We start from the raw sequence: 25,767 nt of genomic DNA on the forward strand, positions 1-25,767 counted from the left end.
GGTGTGTCGGAGGGGTCTGTTGCAATAGCCGATGTGGTGCGATCGGATAGCTCGGTGCGACTTGTGCGCCGAACGACACGGGCGCCCCGGCCGCGGGCCTGGGGCGCCGCTGTGCGCGCGCTGTTCGACGAACAGGCCCAGCCAGCCCCGTCCCGACCGGGGTGGTCGCCGTGGCAGGTGCTCGGCGGGCCGGGCACCGGCAAGACCGCGCTGCTGGTCGACCTGGTCACCGCCCGGATCCGTGCGGGCGCCGACGCCGAATCGGTCCTGGTCCTCACCCACACCAAACACGCCGCCGCGGCCCTGCGTGACGCGATCACCACCCAGCTCGGCCCGCACGCGGGCGGGGTTCCCGGCGCCAGCCGCGAACCGATGGTGCGCACCCTGCACTCCTACGCCTTCTCGGTGCTGCGCCGCCACGCCGACCTGCACGGCAACCCGCCGCCGCGTCTGCTCACCGGCGCCGAACAGGACGCCGTGCTGCGCGAGATGCTGCGCGGGGACCTCGACGACATCGAGCGCGGCGCCACCGGCCTGTGGCCGCCGCGCCTGCACCCCGCGCTCGCCCTCGGCGGTTTCGCCGAGCAACTGCGCGACCTCATGCTGCGGGCCACCGAACGCGGCCTCGGTCCCGAGGACCTGATGGCGCTGGGCCGCGAACACGACAACGACGCCTGGATCGCCGCTGGCCGGTTCTTCGAGCGCTACGAACAGGCGTCCATGCTGCGCTGGTCGGTCGGCGTCACCGCGCCGGAGGCCACCGCCCCGGCCCTCGACGCCGCCGAGTTGGTCGGCGCGGCCCTCGACGCGCTCGCCGGTGACCGCAATCTGCTCGCCGCCGAACGCGACCGCATCCGCTACCTGCTCGTCGACGACGCCCAGCACCTGGACCCGCAGGCGGCGCTGCTGGTGCGCGCGATCGGCAGCGGCCCGGCGAGCACTGTCGTCACCGGCGATCCCGACCAGAGTGTGTTCACCTTCCGCGGCGCCGACCCGGCCTTCCTCACCGACCTCGAGACGGCCCCGCGCCGCCGGATCGTCCTGCGCCACAACTACCGCAGCGGCGATCCGATCCGTCTCACCACCGCCAGGATCGCCGCGCGGCTGCCGGGCAGTGCGCGTCATCGGGTGCTGCCGGGTCAGCGGGTCGAGGCGCCCGATGATGGTGTCGGCGAGGAGGATTCGTCCTCCTCCGACACCGGCCTGTTCGACGAGGGCGATCTGCGCGCGCGGGACACGGCGTCGGCTGAGGACGACGTGCGTGGGCCAGGGAGCGGTGCGCTCGAGCCGTCCACGGTGCCAGGAGTCGACGGGGGTGTGTCGTCCACGGCAGGGGACGTGCGGTTCGCGCAGACCCACGAGATCGAGGCGAGTGTGCGGGTGCGGGTGTTGGCGACCGCCGCCAAGGAGGCGGCGCTGATCGCCGATCATCTGCGGCGCGCGCACCTGACCGACGGTGTGCCGTGGTCGGAGATGGCGGTGATCGTGCGCTCGGTGCCGCTGTCGCTGGCGCCGCTGCGCCGGGCGCTGCTGGCGGCCGGGGTGCCGGTGCGCAGGCCCGCCGTGGCCGAACCGCTGGCCCGGCGGCGGGGCGCGGCGTGGATGGTGCTGGCGCTGCGGGTGCTGCTGGCCGGTGACCCGTCGCGGCCCGGCTCGCGGCGTGCGATCGACGCGGTGTTCTCGCCCGAGGACGCGATGGACCTGCTGTCGGGCCCGCTCGGTGGCGCCGACCAGATCGCGCTGCGCCGGTTGCGGCGCGGGGTGCGGCGCGGCGTGCTCGACCTCGAACGCGCCGGGCTCACCGATTCCCCCGCCGAGGACACCGAACAGTTCCTGCTGTGGGACGAAACCCCGCCGCCCCCACCGGAACTGCCCGATCCCGACCCGCTCGACGACGAGTGGCTCCCGCCCGAACCCGATCCGGACGACCCGCTGCGTCCCGACCCCGAACCCGCCTGGGACACCGCCGAGGACCTCCCCGACGACATCGATCTCCTCGACGCCGAAACACCGCCCACCGCGACCCCTCTCGTCGCGGGCCCACCCCGGCCCGCGCCGGAACCGCCCGCCGTGCCGCTCATCGACCAGTCCTCGGCGGAGATCCTGCGCGACCTGATCGTCGGGATCGGCGAGCAACGCCTGCTCGACCGGCTCACCGAAGTCGAGGCCGCGCCCCTGCACCGGGTGCTGCGCGCGGTGCGCAAAGCGGAGGAGACCCGTTCCAGGGGACAGGGTCTCGAAGACGTGCTGTGGACCCTGTGGACCAGTTCGCGGCTGGAACGGCGCTGGTTCCGGCAGTCCCGGCGCGGTGGCGCGGCGGGTATGCAGGCCGACCGTGATCTCGACGCGTCCGTCGAGTTGTTCGACGCGGCGGCGGGGTACGTCGACCGGTTGCCGCGCGCCAGTATCGAGGGCTTCGTGGAATACCTGCTGCACCAGCAGATTCCGCAGCAGGGCCGACCGCTCACCGCCGAGGGCGAGGCGGTGTCCCTGCTCAGCGCGCACGCGGCGGCGGGCCGCGAGTGGGAGGTGGTGGCGGTGGCCGCCGTGCAGGAGGGCATCTGGCCCAACCCCCGCGCGCGCGGCACCCTGCTGCACACCGAGGACCTGGTGGACCTGGTGGCCGGGGTGGACCCGGGCGCCACCACCAGCCGCGCCGCGCCGATCCTCGCCGAGGAACGGCGCCTACTGCTGGTGGCGTGCAGTCGCGCGCGCCACTCGCTGCTGGTGACCGCCGTCGAGTCGGCGGCGGGCGACCAGGACCTGGTGCCCTCGCGGTTCCTCACCGAACTGCTCGGCGACGACGACACCGGCGAACCCGGCGCGCTGCCGGTCGCCGATCCCGGCCGCGCCCTGGTGATGCACGCCCTGGTCGCCGAATTGCGCGGCGTGGTCTGCGATCCCGGCGCCGACGCCGACCGCCGCGCCCGCGCCGCCCATCAACTGGCCCGGCTCGCCGACGCGGGCGTGCCCGGCACCGACCCCGACGACTGGTACGGCACCGCCGAACTCAGCTCCCGGCGCGAACTGTGGGACGACGACGATTCCCCCATCGGCCTCTCACCGTCCACGGTGGAACTGCTGCGCACGTGTCCGCTGCGCTGGGCGCTGGAACGTCACGGCGGCACCGACGGCGACAACCCGCACGCCCTCAAGGGCAATCTCGTGCACACCCTGGTGCAGGCGCTGGCCGGTGACGTGCCCGAGGCGCAGGTACGCGCCGCGCTGGACCAGGCGTGGAAGGCCGTGGACCCGGCCACCGGCTGGCACTCGCGCCAGGAACTGCGCCGCACCGAGGCCATGCTGGAGACCTTCCTCGCCTGGGTGCGCAACACCCGGGGCGAACTCACCCAGGCGGGCGTGGAGGTGCCGGTGGACTGCGTGCTGCCCGCCCGCGCCGAGGGCGAACGCGCGGTGCGCATCCGTGGGCGGATCGACCGACTGGAACGGGATGCGCAGGGGCGCTTCGTCATCGTCGACGTGAAGACCGGTAAGACGCCGGTCAGCGCCAAGGACGTCGCCGAGCACGCGCAGCTGGCCACCTATCAGGTCGCCGCCGCGACGGGCGCGCTCGAGGAGGACGAGGAGGCCGACGCGGGCGAGCCCGGTGGCGCGCGCCTGGTGTATGTCGCCAAGCGGCACAACAAGACCGGCGCCACCGAACGCGAACAGACCGCCCTCGACGCCGAGGGACTCGACAAGTGGCGCACCACGATTCACGACGCCGCGGCCGCCACGCGCGGGCCGGAGTATCTGGCGGTGCGCAACGACGGATGCAGGCACTGCCCGGTGACGGGCAGCTGCCCGGTGCAGGACACCGGACGGCAGGTGACCGACGAGTGAGCGGCGTGCGCGTCACCCCGCAGCGGCTGGCCGACGCGCTCGGTCTGCCCCCGCCCACCGACGAGCAGGCGGCCGTCATCGCGGCCCCGCCCGGGCCGACGCTGGTGGTGGCCGGGGCGGGCGCGGGCAAGACCGAGACCATGGCCGCGCGCGTGGTGTGGATGGTGGCCAATCAGCTGGTGGCCCCCGACGAGGTCCTCGGACTCACCTTCACCCGCAAGGCCGCCCAGCAGCTCACCGCCCGCATCCGCACCCGGCTGGCCCGGCTGGCGGGCGCGCCGCTGCTGCGCGAGATCGACCCGAGCGGGGCGTTGCGCACGGTGATCGCCGGGGCCGAACCCGAGATCAGCACCTATCACTCCTACGCGGGCAGGCTGCTCACCGCGCACGGTCTGCTGCTGCCGGTGGAACCCTCGGCCGCGCTGCTCACCCAGACCCAGCTCTGGCAGCTCGCGCACGAGGTGGTGCGTGCCTGGGACGGCGACCTCGACACCGACCGCACGCCGGTCTCGGTGACCGAGGCGGTGCTGGCACTGGCCGGTCAGCTCGCCGAACACCTGGTGGAACCCGAACAGTTGGCCGAGGCGCACGCCGAGCTCGAGAAGCTGGTCTTCACGCTGCCGCCGGGCCCCCGTCAGAGGGGCGGACCGAAACAGGCACTCCAGGACATCGTCACCGCCCAGCGCGAACGCGTGGCGCTGCTCCCGCTCGTCCGCCAGCTCGACGAGGCGCTCAACCGCCGCGGCGCCCTGGACTTCGGCTCGCAGATGTCGCTGGCGGCGCGCCTGGCCGTCGACCATCCCGAGGTCGCCGCCGCCGAACGCGCCCGCTTCCGGTTGGTCCTGCTCGACGAATACCAGGACACCGGCCACGCCCAGCGCGTCCTGCTCTCCGCCCTGTTCGGCGACGCCCGAGCGGCCCGACCCCACCACCCCTCGCCACCCACCCGGCGCCGCGCCGCCGAACCCACCCCACAGACCGACACTCTCTGGCCGACGGACGACCCCGACCAGCAGGTTCCCGGCGACACGTCCAGCATCGATGCCGCGATGCGCGACCGACCAGGGCTCGGCTCCGCCGCGGGTCACGGCCAGGACGGCGGCGTACCGACGGGCGACGACACGGAGCGATCCCAACCGGGCACCGCGCAGGTCAAGGCGCACGGGCCCTCGCTCGCGGTGACCGCGGTGGGTGACCCGATGCAATCCATCTACGGCTGGCGTGGTGCCTCGGCGGCCAATCTGCCGCGCTTCGCGACGGACTTCCCTGCGGCGCCGGGGGTTCCGGCGCCGGTCCTGCCGCTGCTGACGAGTTGGCGCAATCCCCCCGAGGCGCTGGCGCTGGCGAATCTGGTGGCCGATCCGCTGCGGGTGCGGGCGCGGGCGGCCGGGGGCGCGACGGTGGACGCGCTGCGGGCCAAACCCGCGGCCGAGGCCGGGGTGGTCGAGTTCGCCGTCACCGAAACCATTGCCCAGGAACGGGACTGGGTCGCCGCGCGTATCGCGCGTGAGTGGTCGCTGGCCCGGGAAGCCGAGAAGGAGCCACCCACCTCGGCGGTGCTGATCCGGCGCAATGCCGACGCGGCACCACTCGCGGAAGCCTTGCGCGAGCAGGGGTTACCGGTGGAGATCGTCGGGCTCGGTGGGCTGCTGGCCACGCCCGAGGTCGCCGATATCGTCGCCACGCTGCGGTTGATCGCCGAGCCGGGCACCGGCAGCGCGGCCGTGCGGATCCTGACCGGGGCGCGCTGGCGCATCGGTGTCGCGGACCTGGCGGCGCTGTCACGGCGGGCGCGGATGCTCTCGATCGGCAGCCTGTCCGGTGACACCGCCACCGCCATCACCGACGCCGCCGGTCTGGCCTCGGCGCTGCGCGAGGTCGCGCCCGAACCCACCGAGCAGGCGGGTCTGGCCGACGCCATCGCCGATCCCGGTGCGCCGGACCAGTATTCGGAGGCCGGATACACGCGCATCGTCGCGCTGAGCGAAGAACTCGCCGCCCTGCGCGAACGCAGCGGGCAGCCGCTGGTCGAACTCGTCGCCGATGTCGAGCGCACCATCGGTGTCGGCGTGGAGACCCAGACCCGGCGGGCCATCGCCGGTGGCGGCGCCGGACGTGAGCACCTGGACGCCTTCGCCGATGTCGTCGCGGGGTACGCGGCCGACACGCGCGCCTCGCTGAGTGGTCTGCTGGCGTTCTTCACCGCCGCCGAGTCCGTCGAGAACGGTTTGGAGCCGGGCGAAGTGGAGGTCGCGCGCGACCGGGTGCAGATCCTCACCGTGCACGCGGCCAAGGGGCTGGAGTGGGAAATCGTCGCGGTGCCGCACGTGAGTAGTTCGGTGTTCCCCTCGAGCACTGCCCTGAGCACCTGGCTCGGCGCGCTCGCCGAACTGCCCACCACCCTGCGCGGCGACCGCGCCCAACCCGACGCCGCCGAAGGCGTACCCGTCCTCGACCTCACCGGCCTCGCCGACCGCACCGACCTCGAGCGCGCCATCGTCGCCCACAAATCCGCGCTCAAGGCCCGCAGGCTCGACGAGGAACGCCGCCTGTTCTATGTGGCGCTCACCAGAACCGAACGGGTCCTGCTGGTTTCGGCCTACCACTGGCCCGAGACCGGCAGCTCCCCGCGCGGTCCCTCGGAATTCCTGCTCGAGCTGAAACAGGCCGTCGACGACCCCGGCAGCCCGGCCTTCGGCGCGGCCACCCTCGCCCGCTGGGACGACCCGCCCGCCCCCGACGCGGTCAACCCCTTCGCCGACAACCCGCCGACCGCCCCGTGGCCGCGCGACCCCCTCGGCGCCCGCCGCGATCCCGTCGAGCAGGGCGCCGCACTGGTGCGCACCGCCCTCGACCAGCTCCGCGACAGCCCCGCCGAACCCGCCCCCGAGGACGACGACCCCGACGGCTGGGCCACCGACGTCGACGCCCTGCTCGCCGAGTTCACCGCCGCCGAACTCGCCGACCAGCAGGTGGAACTGCCCGGCCAGCTCCCCGCCACCGCCCTGGTGGAACTGCGCGCCGACCCCACCCGCCTCGCCGCCCGCCTGCGCCGTCCGCTGCCCTACCCCCCGAACCCGATGGCCCGGCGCGGCACCGCCTTCCACGCCTGGGTCCAGCAGTGGTTCGGCACCGACCAGCTGCTCGGCCTCGAGGAACTGCCCGGTGCCGCCGACGGCGCCGCCGAACTCGGCCGCGCCGACCAGGAACTCGCCGCCATGCAGGCCGCCTTCCGCCGCTCACCCTGGGCCCACCGCAACCCGATCGACGTCGAGGTCCCCTTCGAGACCAGCATCGCGGGCACCGTCATCCGTGGCCGGATGGATGCCGTCTTCGCCGAACCCGGCGGCCGCTGGCTCGTCGTCGACTGGAAGACCGGCGCCGAACCCGGCCCCGCCGACGAACCCGCCGTCGCCGTCCAACTCGCCGTCTACCGCCTCGCCTGGGCCCGCCTCATGGCCGCCCGCACCGGCGAGACCGAGGCGAAGATGCTCGAACGCGTAGGCGCCGCCTTCCACTACGTCCGCACCGGCCGCACCATCGCCCCACCCGCTCTCGCGGGCCCCGCCGAACTGGCGAGCCTGATCCACGACGCCGCGCCGGAAAAGATCGACACCGATCGTCGCGAACCGCACTGAGCCGATAGTCTGGCGACGCCGACCGGCAACCCCGAGCGGTCTCTTCCGGGTTCTCGGCCGCCTCGATTCTGGACTGACGGAGCGAAGGAGCGCAGCGACTGAGCGGAGGAGGGAAGAATCGAGGCCCCCAGGGCCGAGAACCCCGCGGCGCCAGCCGCCAAACAACACAGGAGCGCTTGGATGTTCGGTGACTCGCGCACCCAGGTCGGGCTGGGGAGTAGTCCCGACTACGCGCTGGTGGGTCTGCTGCGGATTCCCGCCGCCCAGAACAGTCCCTGGATCTCGCTGGCCCGCCGCGTCCTGTTCGCCGTCCTGTTGCTGTTCACCGCCGCGACCGTGGTGTACGTGGGCCGCGACGGTTATCACGACAACAGCGGCGACGAGCTGTCGTTCCTCGACGCCATGTACTACGCCACCGTCTCGCTGTCGACCACCGGCTACGGCGATATCGCCCCGGTCACCCCGTCCGCGCGCCTGGTGAACACGATCGTCATCACCCCCCTGCGCATTCTGTTCCTGATCGTGCTGGTCGGCACCACTCTCAGTGTGCTCACCGAACGGTCGCGGCAGGCGTTCAAGATTCAGCGATGGAGGCACACCGTGCGCAACCACACCGTCGTCGTCGGTTACGGCACCAAGGGACGCACCGCGATCGACGCGATGGTCGCCGACGGGGTCCAGCTCTCCGACATCGTCGTCGTCGACACCGACGCGGTCGCGCTGGAGGCGGCGGCCGGGGTCGGGCTGGTCACCGTGCACGGCTCGGCGACCAAGTCCGATGTGTTGCGGCTGACCGGGGTGCAGCGCGCGTCGGCGGTGGTGGTGGCCACCAATCGCGACGACACCGCCGTGCTGGTGACGCTGACCGCGCGCGAACTGAACAAGACCGCCAAGATCTCGGTGGCGATCCGCGAGGCGGAGAACACCCATCTGGTGCGGCAGTCGGGCGCCGATTCGGTGGTCGTGTCCTCGGAGACCGCGGGCAGGCTGCTCGGTATCTCGACCACCACGCCGACCGTGGTGGAGATGATGGAGGACCTGCTCACGCCCGAGCAGGGCTTCGCCGTGGCCGAGCGCGAGGTGGAACCGCAGGAGGTCGGGGGTTCGCCGCGGCATCTGAGCGACATCGTGCTGGGTGTGGTGCGCGGTGGTGAGTTGATCCGGGTGGGCGACGCGAAGGTCGACGCGCTGGAGACGGGCGACAAGCTGCTCTACATCCGGCACACCGGCAAATAGTCGCGGGTCGCCGGAGCGGCTAGGCTCGACGGTGTGTCGTTCCGGCTGAAAGACGTTCCGCTGCTGTCGCGTTCCACCATCGATCGGGCCGAGCACGTCCGGCTCGATCCGGACGCGTTGCGCGAGGGGTGGGGCAAGGCGAGGGTGCTGCGTGTCGACGCGCGCGGCAAGGTGCGTGTCGAGGGTTCGGGTGTGGTGCTCGACGCGGCGTTGACCGTGGCCGAGGAGCCGGGCGCCGGGGCGGTGTTCCTCGGTGTCGTGGAGGGTGCGCATCTGTGGGCGGTGCGTGAGCCCCGACTGGACGGGACCCTGAAGGATCTGCGCGCGCTGGGCGCGGTCGACGATTTCACCGCCGACCTGCTGGCCACGGCCTACGCTCTGCTCAACTGGCACGACCGTGCCGGATTCCACGGCGGCGACGGCACCACCACCATCTCGGCGCGCGGCGGCTGGTCGCGGCTCACCGAGGCGGGCGAGGAGGAGTTCCCGCGCATCGACCCCGCCGTGATCTGCCTGGTCCACGACGGTGCCGACCGGGTCCTGCTGGCCCGCCAACACACCTGGCCCGCCACCATGTTCTCGCTGCTGGCGGGCTTCGTGGAGGCGGGGGAGTCGCTCGAGCACTGCGTGGAACGCGAGGTGCGCGAGGAGGTCGGCGTCGACCTGCGCGAGATCGAATACCTCGGCAGTCAGCCGTGGCCGTTCCCGCGCTCGCTCATGGTCGGCTTCGCCGCGGTCGGCGATCCCGCCCAGGAACTGGTGTTCTCCGACGGCGAGATCGCCGAGGCGCACTGGTTCACCCGCGACGAGGTCCGCGCGGCCCTGCGACTCGGCGACTGGTCAGCCGACGCCACCGACGCCCGACTGCTCGTCCCCGGATCCATCTCCATCGCCAGGACCATCATCGAATCCTGGGCTGAGGTATAGCGGGTTCGCGGTCCGCTGGGATTACGCCTGGGCGGCGAGGGCCTGTTTGACCGCGGCCAGGGACGGGTTGGTGGCGGTCGAGCCGTCGCGGTACTTGATCGTGGGGACCACGTGGTTGCCGTTGTTGACACTGCCGACGAACTCGGCCGAGGCGGGGTCGTCCTCGATGTCGATCACCTGGTAGGTGATGCCCGCTTCGTCGAGCTGGGTCTTGAGGCGGCGGCAGTAGCCGCACCAGGTGGTCGAGTACATCGTCAGATCGGGGGTTGCTTCAGTCACGCGATGTGCAACGCGTGAGGTGGTCGTGGTGTTCCTGACCGGGCGCGCGGGCCGGTGAGCGGGCACGACGGGGAGTTGTCGGCGGGCGCTGTCATGATGGTGCGCGTGCCAGCACTCGATCTCAGCGTCCTCGACCCGGAACAGGCCGCCGCGGTGCGGGCGCCCCGGGGGCCGGTGTGTGTGCTCGCGGGTGCGGGCACCGGCAAGACCAGGACCATCACCCATCGCATCGCGCACCTGATCGCGGGCGGGCACGTCAAGCCCGATCAGGTGCTGGCGGTCACCTTCACCGCGCGGGCGGCGGGGGAGATGCGCGGTCGGCTGCGCGCGATGGGGCTGGGCGGGGAAGCCGGGCAGGTGCAGGCGCGCACCTTCCACGCCGCGGCGCTGCGCCAGCTGCGCTATTTCTGGCCGCAGGTGGTCGGGGACGTGCCCTGGCAGCTGCTCGACAGCAAGTTCCCGGTGGTCGCGCAGGCCGCGCACCGCGCGGGACTCGGCACCGCGACCGAGATGATCCGCGACCTGCTCAGCGAGATCGAATGGGCCAAGGCCTCGCTCATCGCCCCCGAGGACTATCCGGCCGCCGCCGCGCGCCACCACCGCGACGCCCCGGCCGAGGCGACCAGGGTCGCCCAGGTCTACGCGGGCTACGAGTCGGCCAAGACCTCCGCCGACGGCCTGCTGCTCGACTTCGACGACCTGCTGCTGCACACCGCCGCCGCGCTGGAGGACTATCCGGCCGTGGCCGACGAGTTCCGCGGCCGATACCGCAGCTTCGTCGTCGACGAGTACCAGGACGTCACCCCGCTGCAGCAGCGCGTGCTCGACGCCTGGCTGGGCGATCGCGACGATCTCACCGTCGTCGGCGACGCCAACCAGACCATCTACTCCTTCACCGGCGCCACCCCCGACTACCTGCTCGATTTCTCCCGCCGATTCCCCGACGCCACCGTCATCCGGCTCGAGCGCGACTATCGTTCCACCCCGCAGGTGGTGTCGCTGGCCAACCGGGTGATCGGCGCCGCGCGCGGCCGGATCGCGGGCACCCGGCTGGCGCTGATCGGGCAGCGCGCCGACGGCCCCGAACCGGAATTCGCCGAGTACCCCGACGTGCCCGCCGAGGCCGCCGACGTGGCCGCCCGGATCAAGAAGCTCATCGCCGCGGGCACTCCGGCCGCCGAGATCGCGGTGCTCTACCGGATCAACGCCCAGTCCGAACCCTTCGAGCGGGCGCTGAGCGCGCGCGACATCGCCTTTCAGGTGCGTGGCGGCGAGGGGTTCTTCCAGCGGCCGGAGGTGCGCCAGGCGGTGCTGGCGCTGCGCCAGGTCGACGCGCGCGACGACCTGCCCGACGAGGCCCGCGCTGGCGCCGAACTGATCACCCTGGTCCGCGCCGCGCTGGCCCCGGTCGGGCTCACCACCGAGGAACCCGTCGGCGCCCAGGCCAGGGAACGCTGGTCCTCGCTGCTGGCGCTGGTGCAGCTCACCGAGGAACTCGTCGGCCACGACGACGAGATCGACCTCACCGGGCTGCTGCGTGAACTGGCCGCCCGTGCCGAGGCCAAGCATCCGCCCACCGTCGACGGCGTCACCCTGGCCTCGCTGCACGCGGCCAAGGGGCTGGAATGGGACGCGGTGTTCCTGGTGGGTGTCAGCGACGGGACGCTGCCCATCCAGCACGTCCTCGGTGACGACGGCAAGGCCGTCGACCAGGCGGCGCTGGAAGAGGAGCGCAGGCTGCTCTACGTGGGCGTCACCCGTGCGCGCGAGCACCTGATGATCTCCTGGTCGCTGGCCCGCACCGAAGGCGGACGCCGGGTACGTCGGCGCTCGCGCTTCCTCACCGGCCTCGTCCCCGACGAGTCACCCGCCTCGCGGATCGCGACCGCCGCCACCGGCGCCAGGGACGACGACGGCAAGCGCCCGCTGTGCCGGGTCTGCGCCAAGCCGCTCATCGGCACCTACGCCACCATGCTGGGCCGGTGCAGGCGCTGCCCGGCCGAACTCGACCAGGATCTGCTCGACGCGCTGAAGGAATGGCGGGCCGAGAAGGCCGAGGTGCTGCGGGTGCGCGACTTCGTCGTGTTCACCGACACCACCCTCACCGCGATCGCCGAACAACTGCCCGCCGACGACGCGGCGCTGGCCTCGATCGCGGGCATCGGCCCGAAGAAGATCGAGCAGTACGGGGCCGACGTGCTCGCCATCGTGTCGTCACGTTTGCGGGCAACAACACAAAACCGCAGGTAGAAAATAGGTTGTTCGGTTCTCGATCATTGCCTATGGTGGAGAACACGCACCGAGAGTGATCTCGGTGCGCGGTAATTATCAGCACACGAGTTCAGGAGGGAGGCAGTCAGATGAACAGCAACACCACATTGTTCGCGATGGGCAATCGCGCGCTGGTGAACGCGTCCATGGTTTCCGCCTCCCGGGGGGTCCTCGCTCTGCAGGGGACCGGTCTGTCCGGCGTCGATACCACCGCTGTGCCGATGACTCTCGTGCATCAGCACACCGCGATTCGTCTCCAGGGCAAGCCCAGCGTGGGTTGGCAGCCGACCGCCATCGCGGCGTCGGCAGCTCCGGCCGACGAATTCGGGTACGCGCCCGATTTCGGCGGCGCAATCCGCCTCCGTGTCCACCCAGCGACCGTGCTCAGGTCTCGACAGCAATGTCGAACTAGGTAGGGAACTCCTCCCAGACCTCCTGGCCACGGATCGCGAGAAGCGAATCCCGTGGCCTTTTTCTTTCGGCTCTTCCGCCGCAGGCCCCGGGTTCGCACACCGAACACCACGACTGCAAACGAGCTGAAGGAGAACGACGTGTTCACCGCCCAGGACTGGCCGAGCGCCACTACTGACGTGACATGCCGCACCGTGGCGTCCCTGCCCTGCCGCGCCGGAAACCCCGATCTGTGGTTCGCCGAGAGCCCCACCGATCTCGAGCAGGCCAAGGCGCTGTGCGCGTCCTGCCCGATCCGCAAGACCTGCCTGACCGCGGCCATCGACCGCGCCGAGCCGTGGGGTGTGTGGGGCGGTGAGATCTTCGACCAGGGTGTCGTGATCGCCCGCAAGCGCCCCCGTGGCCGCCCGCGCAAGGTCGCGATCCCGGCATGATCGCGGGAAAAGGGTTGTACCGCAAGCGAACCGCTCACCGAGTTCTGGTGGGCGGTTCGTTTGTCATGTGCGCGGGCCGCGTCTGACGGTGCGGCCGTCGGCGACGGCGAGGACCAGCGTGGTGGTGTCCGGGGAGTGCGCCCACCACCGGTGTTTCTCGCCCGCCCGGCAGTAGTAGGTGTCGCCGGGACCGAGTTCGTATTCGGTACCGTCGGCGACCAGCGAGATGCGTCCGCGCACGACGTGGATGATCTCGTCGGCGCGATGCGTGAAATCCCGGTCGCCCCGGTCGGTTCCGCCGGTGAACTCGAGCGCGCGCAGGTCGCGATCGCCGTGGACGAGCGCGCGCACGGTGCCCGCGCCGGGATCGGACTGGGCCAGCGCGGTGTTCTCGTCCGCGCGGACCAGCGGGGCCGGTGCGGTGTCGTCGGCGGCGGCCAGCAGCGCGGTGGCCGTGGTGGACAGGGCGTCGGCGATCTGTTGCAGCGAGCGCAGGCTGGTATTGGTGTGGCCGTTCTCGAGCTGGCTCAGGAACGACGGGGACAGGCCGGTGTCGGCGGACAGGCGGGCCAGGGTGAATCCCGCGGCGCGGCGTCGATCGCGGACGACGGCCCCCAGCTGGGTGTTGCGGACGTGCTCGCCCAACCTCTCGCCCTCCGTCCTCGCTCGTGCTGTAGCAGTGACTGTAGTGACGGCCGTGCGGCCCGCGCCCGGCCCGCCCGCGCCAGCAGTCCTCCGACCTGGGCGTGAGCGGGTTTCGCGCACCCTGATCCGAACCGTTCCGCTGTCGCTCACCTTACTGAATATTCAGTGGCATCGAATTTTCAGGAGAGGCGGCATGGAACAGAACACCCTCAAGCGCCGGGGCATCGGCCTGATCGGCAGCGATCCGGAGCTGGCCTCGCCCGGCTACACGCTCTACGCGCCCCTGGCGGGCGACGGCCGGGTCGACCTGGTCGATCTCGACGGCGAGATCGCGCACCAGTGGCAGCTGCCGTACCGGCCGGGCAGGCACGCGCGTGTGCTGGCCGACGGCAGCCTCGCCTACAACGGCCTCACCCTGGCCCGGCCGCCGCTGTTCGCCATGTGGCGCAAGTACTCCGGCGGTTCGATGGCCCGCTACGACCACACCGGCACCCTCCTGTCCGAGGTCCGCGACGACCTACAGCACCACGACGCGCACCACTACGACGACGGCAGCGTCCTCTACGCCGCCGTCGAGCCGCTGACGGGTGCCGACGCGGCCCGCGTCGAAGGCGGTGTGCCCGGCACCGAGGCCGACGGAATCGTCTGGTCCGACGTGATCCGCGAGGTGGACCCCGACGGCGGCCTGCGCTGGGAATGGCGCGCCGTGGAACACCTCGATCCCGCGGAATTCGGCCTCCAGCCGCACTATTGGCGCGAGCACTGGCCGCTGATCAACAGCGTGCACCCGCTCGACGCGCACACCGTGGTCGCCAGCCTGCGCAGCGTCTCGGCGGTGATCCTGATCGATCGCCGCACCGGCGCGGTCACCACCCTGGCCGACCGGAGCGTGCTCGCCCAGCAGCACCACGCCACCCCGCTCGGCGACGGCCGGATCCTGGTGTTCGACAACGGCACCTTCCGCACCGGCGAATCGGTGACCTACAGTCGCGTCGTCGAGATCGACACGGCCACCGGCGAGATCGGCTGGACCTACCAGGACTCCCCGCGCGAAGCCTTCTTCACCCCCTTCATGGGCGGCGCGCAACGGCTGCCCAACGGCAACACGCTGATCACCGAGGCCGCCTTCGGCCGGATCTTCGAGGTGACTCCCGACCGGCGGATCTGCTGGGAGTACGTGGTGCCCTCGTTCACCGAATACCCCGATCCCGACACCGCGCGAGTGTTCCCCGGCATCTCCAACGCCATCTTCCGCGCCTACCGCTACCAGGCCGAGGAGCTCCCGTGGCTGCGGTGAGCGAGTCGACGGTGGCGCCCGTCGACGAGATCCCGCCCGCCGGAAGGGCGTTCGCTGGCGCGTTGCAGCACCTGGTGGTGATGATCGCGATGCCGCTCACCTCGGTGCTGTTGATCAGCCGCAGCCTGCACCTCGACGACGACGCGGCCCGCGCCCTGCTCTGCGGTGCGCTGCTGTTCAGTGGCATCGGTACCCTCCTGCAATCGAGCGGACGCTACGGACTCGGGGCCGGGCTGCCCTTCGTGATGCTGCCCGGTGGCGCGGCGGTGGTGCTGTTCATCCAGATCGCGCAGACCTACGATCCGGCGACCGCGACCGGCGCGGTCCTGATCACCGCCGTCGCCGGGATCGCGCTGGTCCCGGTGGCACGGCGGCTGGTGCGGTTCCTGCCCATGGTCGTGATCGCGAGCATGATCCTGGTGATCGGGGTCAACCTGGTGAAGGTCGGCGCGAACCTCATCACCTCGGCCGATGACCCCACCCCGATCCGTTCGGTCGGCATCGCGGGCGCGACCATCGTCGCGACCGTGCTGGCCCATCGGTTCCTGCCCACCGGCTGGCGCCGGGTCTCGGTCCTGATCGGCATGGGCATCGGCACCGCGCTGGCCGCCGCCCTCGGCCAGTTCTCCCTGCAACCCGGCGGCGCCGTGGTGCAGCTGCCCGACCCCTTCCTGTTCGGCACCCCGCACTTCGATCTGCTCGCCGCCCTGCCGCTGCTGGTGTTCAGCATCGGCTCGATGGCCGAGGCCACCGGTCAGACGGTGCTCAACGCCCAGGTCGTCGGCAAGTCGATCGACACCGCGCCCACGGTCGGGCGCACTATTCGCGGTGACGCGGTGACCTCGCTGCTGTCCGGCCTGTTCGGCGGCCCGACCATGGTGACCAGCGGGGAGAACATCGGCCTGATCCGGCTCACCGGCGTGCGCAGTCGCTATGTCACCGCGCTGACCGGTCTGCTGCTGATCCTGGCCGCCTTCCTCGCCCCGATCGGCCGGATCGTCAACTCACTGCCCGGCCCGGTCGTCGGTGCCACCGCGGCCGTCGTGTTCGCCACCATCATCGCCTCGGCGATCGGCCTGTTCCGCCAGGTCGATCTGGACGACGACGCCGCCCTGCTCACCACCACCGCCGCGCTCACCGCCGGTCTGCTGCCGATCCTGGTGCCCGGGCTCTACCGCGGTTTCCCCGACGATCTGCGTCTGCTGCTCGGGAGCGGGGTCACCATGGCCGCCGTGGTCGGCGTCGCGGTGCACCTGCTGTGCACCCTCGGCAGGCGCCGGGCGTCGGAGAGCTAGGACGCGCGTTCGGCCCGGAAGCCGGGCACCCAGGTGCGGACCAGGTTCATGAAACCGAGCTCGGCGTCGAGCTGGGCCAGGATGCCCACCGAGCCACCGAGCACCCGGAAGATCATCAGGTGCTGCGGCGGAAGTTGTAACGCGCGCGCGGTTTTCATCTCCGGGCTGGAGAACTCCGAGGCCTTGCCCGCCACCCGCTGCATCCAGCGGCGGGTGAAGTGGAAGGTGTCGGTGCGGATCGGATCGCTGAACGGACGCAGATACGCCTCGATCTCCTCGTGGGTCACCGTGCGGCCCGGGATCACCCAGCCGTGCTCGTAGAGCAGTTCGGTGAGCTCCTCGTGCCGCTCGTCGACGGCCAGCGCGAGCATCCGGCCGAGGATCTCGGGGAAACCGTCGGGCATCGGCGCGCAGGCGCCGTAGTCGAGCACCGCGAGCCTGCCGTCGCCCAGGATCAGGAAGTTGCCCGGGTGCGGGTCGCTGTGCAGCAGCCCGGCCAGCTCCGGAGAGGAGAAGTGGAAGGTGCCCATGAGCTCGGCGATCCGGTTGCGCTGGGCCCGGGTGCCCTCGGGGTCCTCGGCTCCGGCCTTGATCAACGCGGAGACCGGGGTGCCGTCGAGCCACTCGGTGACGATCACCTTCGGCGCGCCCGCCACCACCTTGGGCACCACGATGTGCGGGTGTCCGTCGAAGGCGGCGGCGAAGCGGCGCTGGTTGGCGGCCTCGGTCCGGTAGTCGAGCTCCTCCTCGGTGCGCTCGGTGATCTCGGCCAGCAGCGGCTTCACATCGGCGCCCGGGATCACCGAGGACAGCAGGCCGGTCATCCGTGACAGCGTCTTCAGGTCCGCGCGCAGCGCCTCGTCGGCGCCCGGGTACTGCACCTTCACCGCCACCGCGCGCCCGTCGGACCAGACCGCCCGATGCACCTGACCGATGCTGGCCGAGGCCGCCGGGGTGTCGTCGAAGGACTGGAACCGCTCCCGCCACTTGGTGCCCAGCTGCTGGTCGAGCACCCGGTGCACGGTGGCGGCGGGCATCGGCGGCGCGGCGGCCTGCAGCTTGGTGAGGGCCTCGCGGTAGTGCTCGCCGAACTCCTCCGGGACCGCGGCCTCCATCACACTGAGCGCCTGGCCGAACTTCATCGCCCCGCCCTTGAGCTCGCCGAGCACGGTGAACAACTGCTCGGCGGCCTTCTGGTTCAGCGTCGCGTTGATCTCCTGCTTGTCACCGCCGACGAGCTTCTTGCCGAAACCGACGGCGGCTCGTCCGGCGATGCCGAGGGGAATCTTGGCCAACTTGGCATTGCGGCTGGAACTGCGGCGCACGATCTCGGACACGTTACCCATCATGGCCGAACCCCTGCCCTGTGTGCCATGGGAATGCTCACACCTCATCGCCGGGCCTCCGATTCCCGGCCGCCCAGCTTCCGGCAGCCGCAGTCCGGATGCGGTGACCACGGCCGTCGCCGCACCTGGTGGGTGTCCAGGTCCAGTTCCAGGGTGGCGTCGAGGGTGCCGGGCAGCCGGTTCGGCGAACACGCGACGATCGCCTCGAGCTCGTTCATGGTCAGCGCCGTGATGGCGGCGATCCCGGCGGGGGAGGCGTGCCCGGTGCGGCCGAGCAGTTGGGCGGCCAGATGCGGCCAGTCGGCGTCGAATCCGGTGCGGGTCAGATCGGCGCACCGCAGGCAGCTGGTCTCGCCCGGCAGCACCAGCGGCCCGACCACGCCGACACCGTCGCGTACCCGCACCTGCAGGTGCGGCACCCGGCGCAGCACCAGGTCCACCGACAGGCGCGGATCGACCATCAGCGCGTCGGTGAGCACCACCAGATCGCACCCCGACGCCCCGACCGGCCGTTCGGAACGGTACTCGCGGGAGCGGGTGGGCCGCAGGCCCATCCGACGCAGGCCCATCGCCACCGCGTCCGAGAGCGGACCGAGCCCGTGCACGGTGATGTCGCGGATCCTGGCCTGTTTTCGTTCCGGTTGCAGTAGCAGACCCGCGCGCTCGATCGCGGCCAGCAGGCTGCTCGCCTGCGTGGCGTCGATCCCGAATTCAGCGGCCCGCCAGATGATCTGCGGTCGGGACTGCATCCCGTCGAGCAGACGCAGGAACGCGAGCACGGTGCCGGTGTCGAGTGCGGTCGTCTCGAGCAGCAGCGCGCGTTCGGGGTCCCAGCCCAATTGGACGGTGCCCGACGGTCGAACCAGGGTGGTGACGCGGGGGTGGAGCATCGGCCCGCGCAGCGGCGTCGTGATGGTCATGCCAGAAGTATCGGCACCCACCCGACGCCGGACGGTCGCCGAAAGCCGAGTTATCCACAGGTTTTCGGCGTGTCGTCCGCGTCAACGGCGATTGTGGACAACTCGTGTCGTCCCAGTTCACCACCGCGAGTCGGCACCGGGCTCAATGCTCGAAGCCGTGTCGCCGCACCGGTTTCCGAAGATTTTTCGCGGCACCGGTTGCGCGCACCCGCTCAGTGGTCTCCGGCGCCCGCGTCCGGGTCGTCATCGGACTTGCCGCGCTCGGCCTCGTCCCGCTCGCGCGCCTCGGTCTCGGCCAGCTGCGCCAGCGGATCGTCGAAAGCGCCGGTGCCGCCGCCGATCACGGAATCGATGAAACCGGCGGGAGCGTCGAGGTCGCTGGAGTCGGGCAGCAGGTCGGGGTGGGCCCAGACGCCGTCGCGGCGGTCCACGCCCGCGTCGACGGTGAGCCTGCGCCACAGCGCCGCGGCCTCGCGGACCTTGCGCGGGCGCAGTTCCAGACCGACCAGGGTGGCGAAGGTCTGCTCGGCCGGACCACCGGTCGCGCGGCGGCGACGCAGTGTCTCCGACAGGGCGTTCGCGCCGGGCAGGCGTTCACCGACCGCGTCGGTGACCACCACGTCGACCCAGCCCTCGATCAGCGCCAGCAGCGTCTCCAGCCGTTCGAGCGCCTGCTTCTGCTCGGGGGTGGTCTGCGGTTCGAAGGTGCCCTGCGACAGCAGTTCCTCGAGCTTGGACGGATCACTGAGCATCATCGGGTCGATGCCCTGGGCGGCCTCCTCCAGCGCGGAGAAGTCCATCTTGATGCCACGGGCGTAGTCCTCGACCGCGCCGAGCACCTGCTGACGCAGCCACGGCACGTGCGCGAAGAGGCGCTGGTGGGCGGCCTCGCGCGCGGCCAGGAACACCATGATCTCGCTCTCGGGCTGCTCGAGTCCCTCGCTGAACGCCGAGATCGCCGTGGGCAGCAGCGCCGCGGTACCCGCCGGGCCCAGCGGCAGCCCGATATCGGTGGAGGTCAGCACCTCCTTGGCCAGCTGACCCAGCGCCTGGCCGAGCTGCGAGCCGAAGGCCAGCCCGCCCATCTGACCGAGCATGCCCACCATCGGCCCGGCGAACTGCTTGGCCTCCTCCGGCAGCTGCGCGGTCCACATCCCCGAGATCGACTCCGCGACCGGATCGCACAGGCGCTTCCAGGTGGGCAGCGTCTCCTCGATCCAGTCGTTGGCCGTCCACGCCACCGTCTTCGTGGCGCCCGCGGGCAGCACGGTGGCGCCGTCGAGCCACAGTTCGGCCAGGTGCGCGGCGTCGGTGACCGCCGTGGTGGTGCCCGAGGCGATCGGCGCGACCGACGCGCCGAGCTGCTGACGGGCCAAACGTTTGGCCACGTCGTAGTTCACCGGGCCCGACTGACCCCCGCCGGGGCCCATGCCCTGACCCATCCCGCTGATCATCTGCCCCAGCTGGGTCAGCATCTGACCCAGCTGCGAGGGGTCGAACCCGCCCGCGCCCGCGGCGCCGAACCCGAACGGGTCGGATCCGCCGGGGCCGTTGCCCTCGTCGCGACGCTTGCCGGACTCGTCGTCGTCGCGGTTCGAGAAGCCGAAGGGGAGATCGCTCATACCTCTTACGTTACGCGGGACCCCCGGGGCCTCGGTGTTCGCGGATCGCGAAATCGCGCCACACGCGGACGCGGCAAAAGCGTGCCACTGCCGTCGGTCGCCCCGGTCGATCACTACTGTGGGCGGAGTGAATCGCCGGATCCTCACCCTGATCGTCGCCCTGGTTCCCGTCCTCGTCCTCGGCGTGGTCGGCAGTGTGGTCACCGTGCCGTTCGTGGCGCTGGGCCCCGGCCCGACCTTCGACACCCTCGGCGAGGTCGAGGGCAAACAGGTGGTGGACGTCACCGGTGCCCCCGTGGACCCGACCACCGGTCACCTCAACATGACGACGGTCTCGGTGCGCGACGGGATCAACCTGTTCGAGGCGTTCGGCTTCTGGGCCAGCGGCGAGCACGGCCTGGTGCCCCGGTCGGAGGTCTACCCGCCCGATATCCCGCGCGAACAGGTCGAGAAGTCCAATCAGCAGGACTTCAAGAACTCCGAGACCAATGCCGAGGTCGCTGCGTTGCACTTCTTGAAGATGCCGACCGTGGTGCTGGTGCGCGGGGTCCTCGAGGAAGGCCCCGCCAACGGTGTCCTCGCCGACGGCGACGAGCTGATCAGTATCGACGGCACCCCGATCACCAGCCCCCAGCAGGTGGTCGACCACGTCGCCGCCAAGCGTCCCGGTGACACCGTCTCGGTGGTCTACCGTCGCGGCGACGGCGAGCACACGGCCGCGATCGTGCTGGCTGAGCTGCCCGACGAGCCCGACAAGCCCTACATCGGTGTCGGGCTGGGCGAGGGCGGACGTCCGCCGCTGCAGGTCGAGTTCAATCTCGCCGACATCGGTGGCCCATCGGCGGGCCTGATGTTCAGCTTGGCGCTGATCGACAAGCTCTCGCCCGGTGAGCTCAACGGCGGCCGGTTCGTCGCGGGGACCGGCACCATCGACCAGGCGGGCAAGGTCGGCCCGATCGGTGGCATCCAGTACAAGATGATCGCCGCGCGCGAGGCGGGCGCGGAGACCTTCCTGGTCCCCGCCGACAACTGCAACGAAGCCCGCCAGCGCGCGCCCGAGGGTCTGCGGCTGGTCAAGGTCGACACCCTCGACAGCGCGGTGACCTCGCTGGCCGACATCGACGCGGGCCGGGAACCCGTCAGCTGCGGCTGATCACTCCAGCGTGTGGTGCAGGGCCTCGACCAGGCCCGGGGCCAGGTTCGGGTAGGTGCGCAGGTCCAGGTCGCCGAAGCCGTCGTCGTCCTCGGGACGGATCTGCAGCAGCACCAGTGACGAGCCCTGGCGCAACACGCCCGCGATGAGGCGCGCGTCGCGACGGCCGGGGTGGGCGTGGGCCGCGGCGCGCCCGGCCGCGTCGGCGGCATCGTCGTCGGCCAGCAGCGGCACCAGCGCCTCGTCCAGATCGCTCTCGGCGTCCGGCGGGAGCACCACGATCTCCTGCACCAGCACGCAGCCCTCGACCGCGGGCGGCCAGGTGGTGGTGGCGAGGAATTCGTCCAGGGCCATCGAACCGCCGGTGATGTCGTCGGGGAACGCCTCCTGGGCGATGGGGGTGAGCTCGCTGCCGTCGTCGAGCTGATCCTGCAGATCGGGTTCGGCCGCGGCCAGGTCGGCGGTCGGCACCAACGCGAACATCTGCGGCGGATTGCCCCAGCCCTCGGCGTCGGTGAACTCGACGACCTCGCGCACGCAGCGGGCGAGGAGAACTTCGGCGTGCTCGTCTTCGGTCACCTGTCCATCCAATCATTTTCGGCCCTGCCACTTGCACGGTGTCCGATTTCCGTAGAGTGGGCGCCAACGGTCCGTCTTCGGGCCATCCGCAACATCGGACTGCGGTGTCTGCGCCGATCACCGGCGCGCACATCGCCGGAGCAGGAGAGTGGCACCGTGGGCATGCGGCCCCCCACCGGCTTACCTTCGTTGTCCCGACGCAGCCGTGTGCTGCTGGTGACGGCAGTCGTCCTGGCGGCGCTGCTGCTGCTCGGGCCCCGGATCGTCGACGCCTACACCAACTGGTTGTGGTTCGGCGAGGTCGGCTATCGCAGTGTGTATCTCGGCGTGTTGCGCACGCGGCTGATCCTGTTCGTCGTCGTGGCGCTGTTCGTCGGGCTGGTGGTGTGGGCGGCGCTGCTGCTGGCCTATCGCTCGCGCCCGGTGTTCGTGCCGGTGGCCGGACCCAACGATCCGATCGCGCGCTACCGCACGACGGTGATGAGCAAGCTGCGCCTGTTCGGCGTCGGCATCCCGGTGCTGCTTGGCCTGCTCTCCGGGCTGGTCGCGCAGTCGAACTGGGCGACGGTGCAGATGTTCCTGCACGGCGGTGACTTCGGTCAGCAGGACCCGCAGTTCCATCTCGACGTGGGCTTCTACGCCTTCGATCTGCCGTTCTACCGGATGGTGCTGAACTGGCTGTTCGTCGCCGTGGTGATCGCCTTCTTCGCGAACCTGGTGACCCATTACGTCTTCGGCGGGCTGCGCCTGGCCGGGCGTGAGGGCACGCTGACCAGGGCCGCGCGCGTGCAGCTGGCGGTGCTGGCTGGCATCTTCGTGCTGCTCAAGGCGGTGGCCTACTGGTTCGACCGCTACGACCTGCTGTCGAGCACCCGCAAGGAGCCGACCTTCGGCGGACCGTCGTTCACCGACATCAACGCGGTGCTGCCCGCCAAACTCATCCTGCTCTCGATCGCGGTGATCTGCGCGATCGCGTTCTTCGCCGGAATCGTGCTGCGTGATCTGCGGGTGCCCGCGATGGCGGCGGCGCTGCTGGTGCTGTCGTCGATCCTGGTCGGCGCGGTGTGGCCGATGGTGGTCGAGCAGTTCTCGGTGCGCCCCAACGCCGCCGACAAGGAGAGTCCGTACATCGAACGCAACATCATGGCCACGCGCCAGGCGTACGGGATCACCGACGACAAAGTCGAGTATCAGGACTATCAGGGCGAGTCCAAGAAGAGTCCGCTCGAGGTCCCGGCCGACGCGGCGACCATCGGCAACGCCCGTCTGCTCGACCCGAACATCCTCTCGCCCACCTTCACCCAGCTCCAGCAGCGCAAGAACTTCTACGGCTTCCCCGAGTCGCTCGACATCGACCGCTACACCCTCAACGGGTCGGTGCAGGACTACATCGTGGCCGCGCGCGAGCTGCATCCGGAAGCGCTCTCGGGCAACCAGAAGGACTGGATCAACCAGCACACCGTCTACACCCACGGCAACGGCTTCGTCGCCGCGCCCGCCAACCGGGTGAACAAGCCGCAGTCCGACGCCCAGAGCGCCTCGGGCGGCAGCGATTCGGGCTACCCGCTGTTCATGGTGAGCGACCTGTTCACCAAGAAGGAAGACCAGCAGATCAAGGTCGACCAGCCGCGCATCTACTACGGCGAGCTGATCGCGCAGTCCGATCCCGACTACGCCATCGTCGGCGCGACCGACGGGCAGGCTCCGCGCGAGTACGACTCCGACCAGGCCTCGTTCACCTACGACGGCAGCGGCGGCGTCCCGGTGGGCAACTGGTTCAACCGGCTGGCCTTCGCGGCCAAGTACGCCGAGCGCAATATCCTGTTCTCCTCGGCCATCGGTGACGAGTCCAAGATCCTCTACAACCGTGGTCCGCGCGAGCGGGTGCAGAAGGTCGCCCCATGGCTGACCACCGACGGCAACGCCTACCCGGCCGTCGTCGACAAGCGCATCGTGTGGATCGTCGACGCCTACACCACGCTGGACAAGTACCCCTACGCCCAGCCGACCTCGCTCGACGGTGCGGTCGAGGACAGCATCGACAAGAAGACCGGGCGCGTCATCCCGCGCAAGGAGGTCAGCTACATCCGCAACTCGGTGAAGGCCACTGTCGACGCCTACGACGGCACCGTCACCCTGTACGAGACCGACTCCACCGACCCGGTCCTCAAGGCCTGGCGCGGGGTGTTCCCGGACGCGGTGAAGTCCGAGAGCGAGATCTCGCCCGAGCTGCGTTCGCACTTCCGCTACCCGGAGGACCTGTTCAAGGTCCAGCGCGACATGCTGACCAAGTACCACGTGGACAATCCGCGGGAGTTCTTCACCAACAACGCGTTCTGGTCGGTGCCCAGCGATCCCACGATCGAGGGCGGCACCTTCAACCAGCCGCCGTACTACGTGCTGCTCGGTGACAAGAAGACCAACAAGCCGGTGTTCAACCTGACCTCGGCGATGGTCGGCTACAACCGCCAGTTCCTCTCGGCCTACATCTCGGTGCGGTCCGATCCGGAGGGCTACGGCAAGTTCACCGTGTTGCAGCTTCCGGTGGAGACACAGACCCAGGGTCCGCAGCAGACCCAGAACTCGATGACCACCGCCGACGCGGTGTCCCGGGAGAAAACCCTGCTGTCGAACTCGAACAAGATCCGCTACGGCAATCTGCTCACCCTGCCGGTGGCCGACGGCGGCATCCTGTACGTGGAACCGTTCTACAACGAACGCAACACCGGGTCCTCGACGTTCCCGCAGCTGCTGCGCGTGCTGGTGAGCTACCGCGACGCGGCGGGCAGTGTGAAGGTCGGCTACGCGGCGACGCTGGCCGAGGCCCTCAACCAGGTGATGCCCGGTGCGGGCGCGCTGGCCACCCCGTTCGGTGGTGACCCGGCGCTGAAGCCGAACCCGGGCACGCTGCCGCCGGTCGATCCGGGCACCACGCCTGAGCCCGGCGAGACCACGCCGCCCGCCGGGACGACGACACCGCCCGCGGGGTCGACCGCCCAGGAGGCGGCGGCCGCGGAGCTCAACCGCAAGATCGACGCGGTCCGCGCGGCCATGCGGTCGGGCAACTTCAGCGATTTCGGTAAGGCGCTCGAGGAACTCGACGCCGCCGTCCAGGCCTACCAGGACGCCGGAGGACGCTGACCCGTCACACACGAAGGGCCCCGCCGGATGGCGGGGCCCTTCGTGTGCAGGGGGAGAGGTGGTTCTAGCCGCCGATCTGGGCGATCAGCGGGGCACTGGCGTCGAGCAGGTCCTGGTACTGCCCGGTGACGCCGTACTGCTCGGCCAGGCCGCGTCCGGCGGCGGTGGCCTGGTCGACGGCGGCCTTGAACTCGTTGGGCGCGGCGGCGGGCAGCTCGACAGCCGGAGCTTCCTCGACCACGGCGGGCTCGGGCTCGGAGACCCCGGCCTGCAGGTAGCGGCCGCAGTGCGGCCAGGCGCCGATGCCCTGGCTGGCGAGCACGTTCTCCGCGACGCGGATCTGCTCTTCCTTGCTGGCCGTGTGCGCCGAACCCTGGCCGCCGTTGGCCGCCCAGGTGCTCTGCGAGAACTGCAGGCCACCGTAGTAACCGTTGCCGGTGTTGATGCCCCAGTTGCCACCGCTCTCGCACTGGGCGACGCCGTCCCAGTTGTGGGCGGCGGCGGAGGCGGTGCCGGTGGCGAGGCTGAACGGAACGGCAACCAGGGCGCCGGTCACGGCGGCGACGCCGAGGGCTCGGGTGCGGAATTTCCGGATCTCAGTCATGGGGGAGACGCTAACCAAGAAATCCATGACGATCACATCTTGATAACGGGTCAATTCTGTGAACGAAACAGACGTCTTTTCAATGTTTGCGCTGGATATCCCGGGGGAATAGTTGCATACCGGTCA

Annotated in this window: 18 protein-coding genes; 11 read left to right on the forward strand and 7 right to left on the reverse strand. The window is 70.8% G+C overall.

Annotation, left to right across the window (positions count from 1 at the left end; translation table 11 throughout):
* Nucleotides 1-63 precede the first annotated feature (63 nt).
* From QC180_RS15620 to nudC, 4 genes are all read left to right on the forward strand, one after another.
* The gene (locus QC180_RS15620) at nucleotides 64-3,843 is read left to right on the forward strand and encodes an ATP-dependent helicase (protein ID WP_278263455.1); all 3,780 of its coding nucleotides are present in this window, start codon (nucleotides 64-66) and stop codon (nucleotides 3,841-3,843) included.
* Nucleotides 3,774-7,481 carry an ATP-dependent helicase gene (locus QC180_RS15625; protein ID WP_278263456.1) on the forward strand — a complete coding sequence of 1,236 codons (3,708 nt, stop codon included), beginning with the start codon at nucleotides 3,774-3,776 and terminating at the stop codon, nucleotides 7,479-7,481. The genes QC180_RS15620 and QC180_RS15625 overlap by 70 nt, the downstream gene beginning before the upstream one ends.
* A gap of 180 nt (nucleotides 7,482-7,661) precedes the next feature.
* Entirely contained in the window at nucleotides 7,662-8,717 is a 1,056-nt protein-coding gene (locus tag QC180_RS15630) for a potassium channel family protein (protein ID WP_278263457.1), read from the forward strand.
* Between the two features lie 33 nt (nucleotides 8,718-8,750).
* Nucleotides 8,751-9,644, forward strand: coding sequence for an NAD(+) diphosphatase (gene nudC / locus QC180_RS15635; RefSeq protein WP_278263458.1), 894 nt, complete (start codon nucleotides 8,751-8,753; stop codon nucleotides 9,642-9,644).
* Between the two features lie 21 nt (nucleotides 9,645-9,665).
* On the opposite strand, the gene QC180_RS15640 is transcribed toward nudC, so the two are convergent.
* Nucleotides 9,666-9,896: a mycoredoxin gene (locus QC180_RS15640; RefSeq protein WP_278263673.1), complete on the reverse strand. Its 231-nt coding sequence runs from the start codon at nucleotides 9,894-9,896 to the stop codon at nucleotides 9,666-9,668.
* A gap of 120 nt (nucleotides 9,897-10,016) precedes the next feature.
* Here QC180_RS15640 and QC180_RS15645 point away from each other — a divergent pair, with 120 nt between their 5' ends.
* The 3 genes from QC180_RS15645 (at nucleotide 10,017) to QC180_RS15655 (ending at nucleotide 13,039) form a co-directional block, all read left to right on the forward strand.
* Nucleotides 10,017-12,173 (forward strand): ATP-dependent DNA helicase UvrD2, encoded by a 2,157-nt coding sequence (locus QC180_RS15645; protein ID WP_278263674.1) that lies wholly within the window; start codon nucleotides 10,017-10,019, stop codon nucleotides 12,171-12,173.
* Nucleotides 12,174-12,283: 110 nt separating this feature from the next.
* The gene (locus QC180_RS15650; RefSeq protein WP_278263459.1) at nucleotides 12,284-12,610 is read left to right on the forward strand and encodes a hypothetical protein; all 327 of its coding nucleotides are present in this window, start codon (nucleotides 12,284-12,286) and stop codon (nucleotides 12,608-12,610) included.
* 135 nt (nucleotides 12,611-12,745) lie between these two features.
* The gene (locus tag QC180_RS15655; protein ID WP_474646455.1) at nucleotides 12,746-13,039 is read left to right on the forward strand and encodes a WhiB family transcriptional regulator; all 294 of its coding nucleotides are present in this window, start codon (nucleotides 12,746-12,748) and stop codon (nucleotides 13,037-13,039) included.
* Between the two features lie 63 nt (nucleotides 13,040-13,102).
* On the opposite strand, the gene QC180_RS15660 is transcribed toward QC180_RS15655, so the two are convergent.
* Nucleotides 13,103-13,684 (reverse strand): helix-turn-helix domain-containing protein, encoded by a 582-nt coding sequence (locus QC180_RS15660; protein WP_278263460.1) that lies wholly within the window; start codon nucleotides 13,682-13,684, stop codon nucleotides 13,103-13,105.
* A gap of 193 nt (nucleotides 13,685-13,877) precedes the next feature.
* On the opposite strand from QC180_RS15660, the gene QC180_RS15665 reads away from it, so the two are divergent.
* Nucleotides 13,878-14,981, forward strand: coding sequence for an aryl-sulfate sulfotransferase (locus tag QC180_RS15665; RefSeq protein ID WP_278263461.1), 1,104 nt, complete (start codon nucleotides 13,878-13,880; stop codon nucleotides 14,979-14,981).
* Nucleotides 14,969-16,276 (forward strand): uracil-xanthine permease family protein, encoded by a 1,308-nt coding sequence (locus QC180_RS15670; protein WP_278263462.1) that lies wholly within the window; start codon nucleotides 14,969-14,971, stop codon nucleotides 16,274-16,276. Before QC180_RS15665 ends, QC180_RS15670 begins: the two co-directional genes overlap by 13 nt.
* Here QC180_RS15670 and QC180_RS15675 read toward each other — a convergent pair.
* The 3 genes from QC180_RS15675 to QC180_RS15685 all read right to left on the reverse strand — a co-directional run bounded on the left by QC180_RS15675 (nucleotide 16,273) and on the right by QC180_RS15685 (nucleotide 20,164).
* Nucleotides 16,273-17,622, reverse strand: coding sequence for an ABC1 kinase family protein (locus QC180_RS15675; protein WP_474646466.1), 1,350 nt, complete (start codon nucleotides 17,620-17,622; stop codon nucleotides 16,273-16,275). The genes QC180_RS15670 and QC180_RS15675 overlap by 4 nt on opposite strands.
* A 44-nt stretch (nucleotides 17,623-17,666) precedes the next feature.
* Nucleotides 17,667-18,542: a TOMM precursor leader peptide-binding protein gene (locus QC180_RS15680; RefSeq protein WP_278263464.1), complete on the reverse strand. Its 876-nt coding sequence runs from the start codon at nucleotides 18,540-18,542 to the stop codon at nucleotides 17,667-17,669.
* Between the two features lie 212 nt (nucleotides 18,543-18,754).
* Nucleotides 18,755-20,164 carry a zinc-dependent metalloprotease gene (locus QC180_RS15685; protein ID WP_278263465.1) on the reverse strand — a complete coding sequence of 470 codons (1,410 nt, stop codon included), beginning with the start codon at nucleotides 20,162-20,164 and terminating at the stop codon, nucleotides 18,755-18,757.
* Nucleotides 20,165-20,291: 127 nt separating this feature from the next.
* Here QC180_RS15685 and QC180_RS15690 point away from each other — a divergent pair, with 127 nt between their 5' ends.
* Entirely contained in the window at nucleotides 20,292-21,317 is a 1,026-nt protein-coding gene (locus QC180_RS15690; RefSeq protein ID WP_278263466.1) for a YlbL family protein, read from the forward strand.
* Here the strand turns inward: QC180_RS15690 and QC180_RS15695 are convergent, their stop codons facing one another.
* Nucleotides 21,318-21,896, reverse strand: a complete 579-nt coding sequence (locus QC180_RS15695) for a PPA1309 family protein (RefSeq protein ID WP_278263467.1) — start codon at nucleotides 21,894-21,896, stop codon at nucleotides 21,318-21,320. It abuts the gene before it with no gap.
* Nucleotides 21,897-22,052: 156 nt separating this feature from the next.
* Between QC180_RS15695 and QC180_RS15700 the strand changes: the two genes are divergently transcribed.
* Complete coding sequence (locus QC180_RS15700; protein WP_278263468.1) at nucleotides 22,053-25,037, forward strand: UPF0182 family protein; 2,985 nt, start codon at nucleotides 22,053-22,055, stop codon at nucleotides 25,035-25,037.
* A 64-nt stretch (nucleotides 25,038-25,101) separates the two neighbouring features.
* On the opposite strand, the gene QC180_RS15705 is transcribed toward QC180_RS15700, so the two are convergent.
* Nucleotides 25,102-25,641 (reverse strand): transglycosylase family protein, encoded by a 540-nt coding sequence (locus tag QC180_RS15705; protein ID WP_278263469.1) that lies wholly within the window; start codon nucleotides 25,639-25,641, stop codon nucleotides 25,102-25,104.
* Between the last annotated feature and the right edge of the window lie 126 nt (nucleotides 25,642-25,767).

The organism is Nocardia anocheti (genome assembly GCF_029675105.1).
Classification (GTDB): domain Bacteria; phylum Actinomycetota; class Actinomycetes; order Mycobacteriales; family Mycobacteriaceae; genus Nocardia.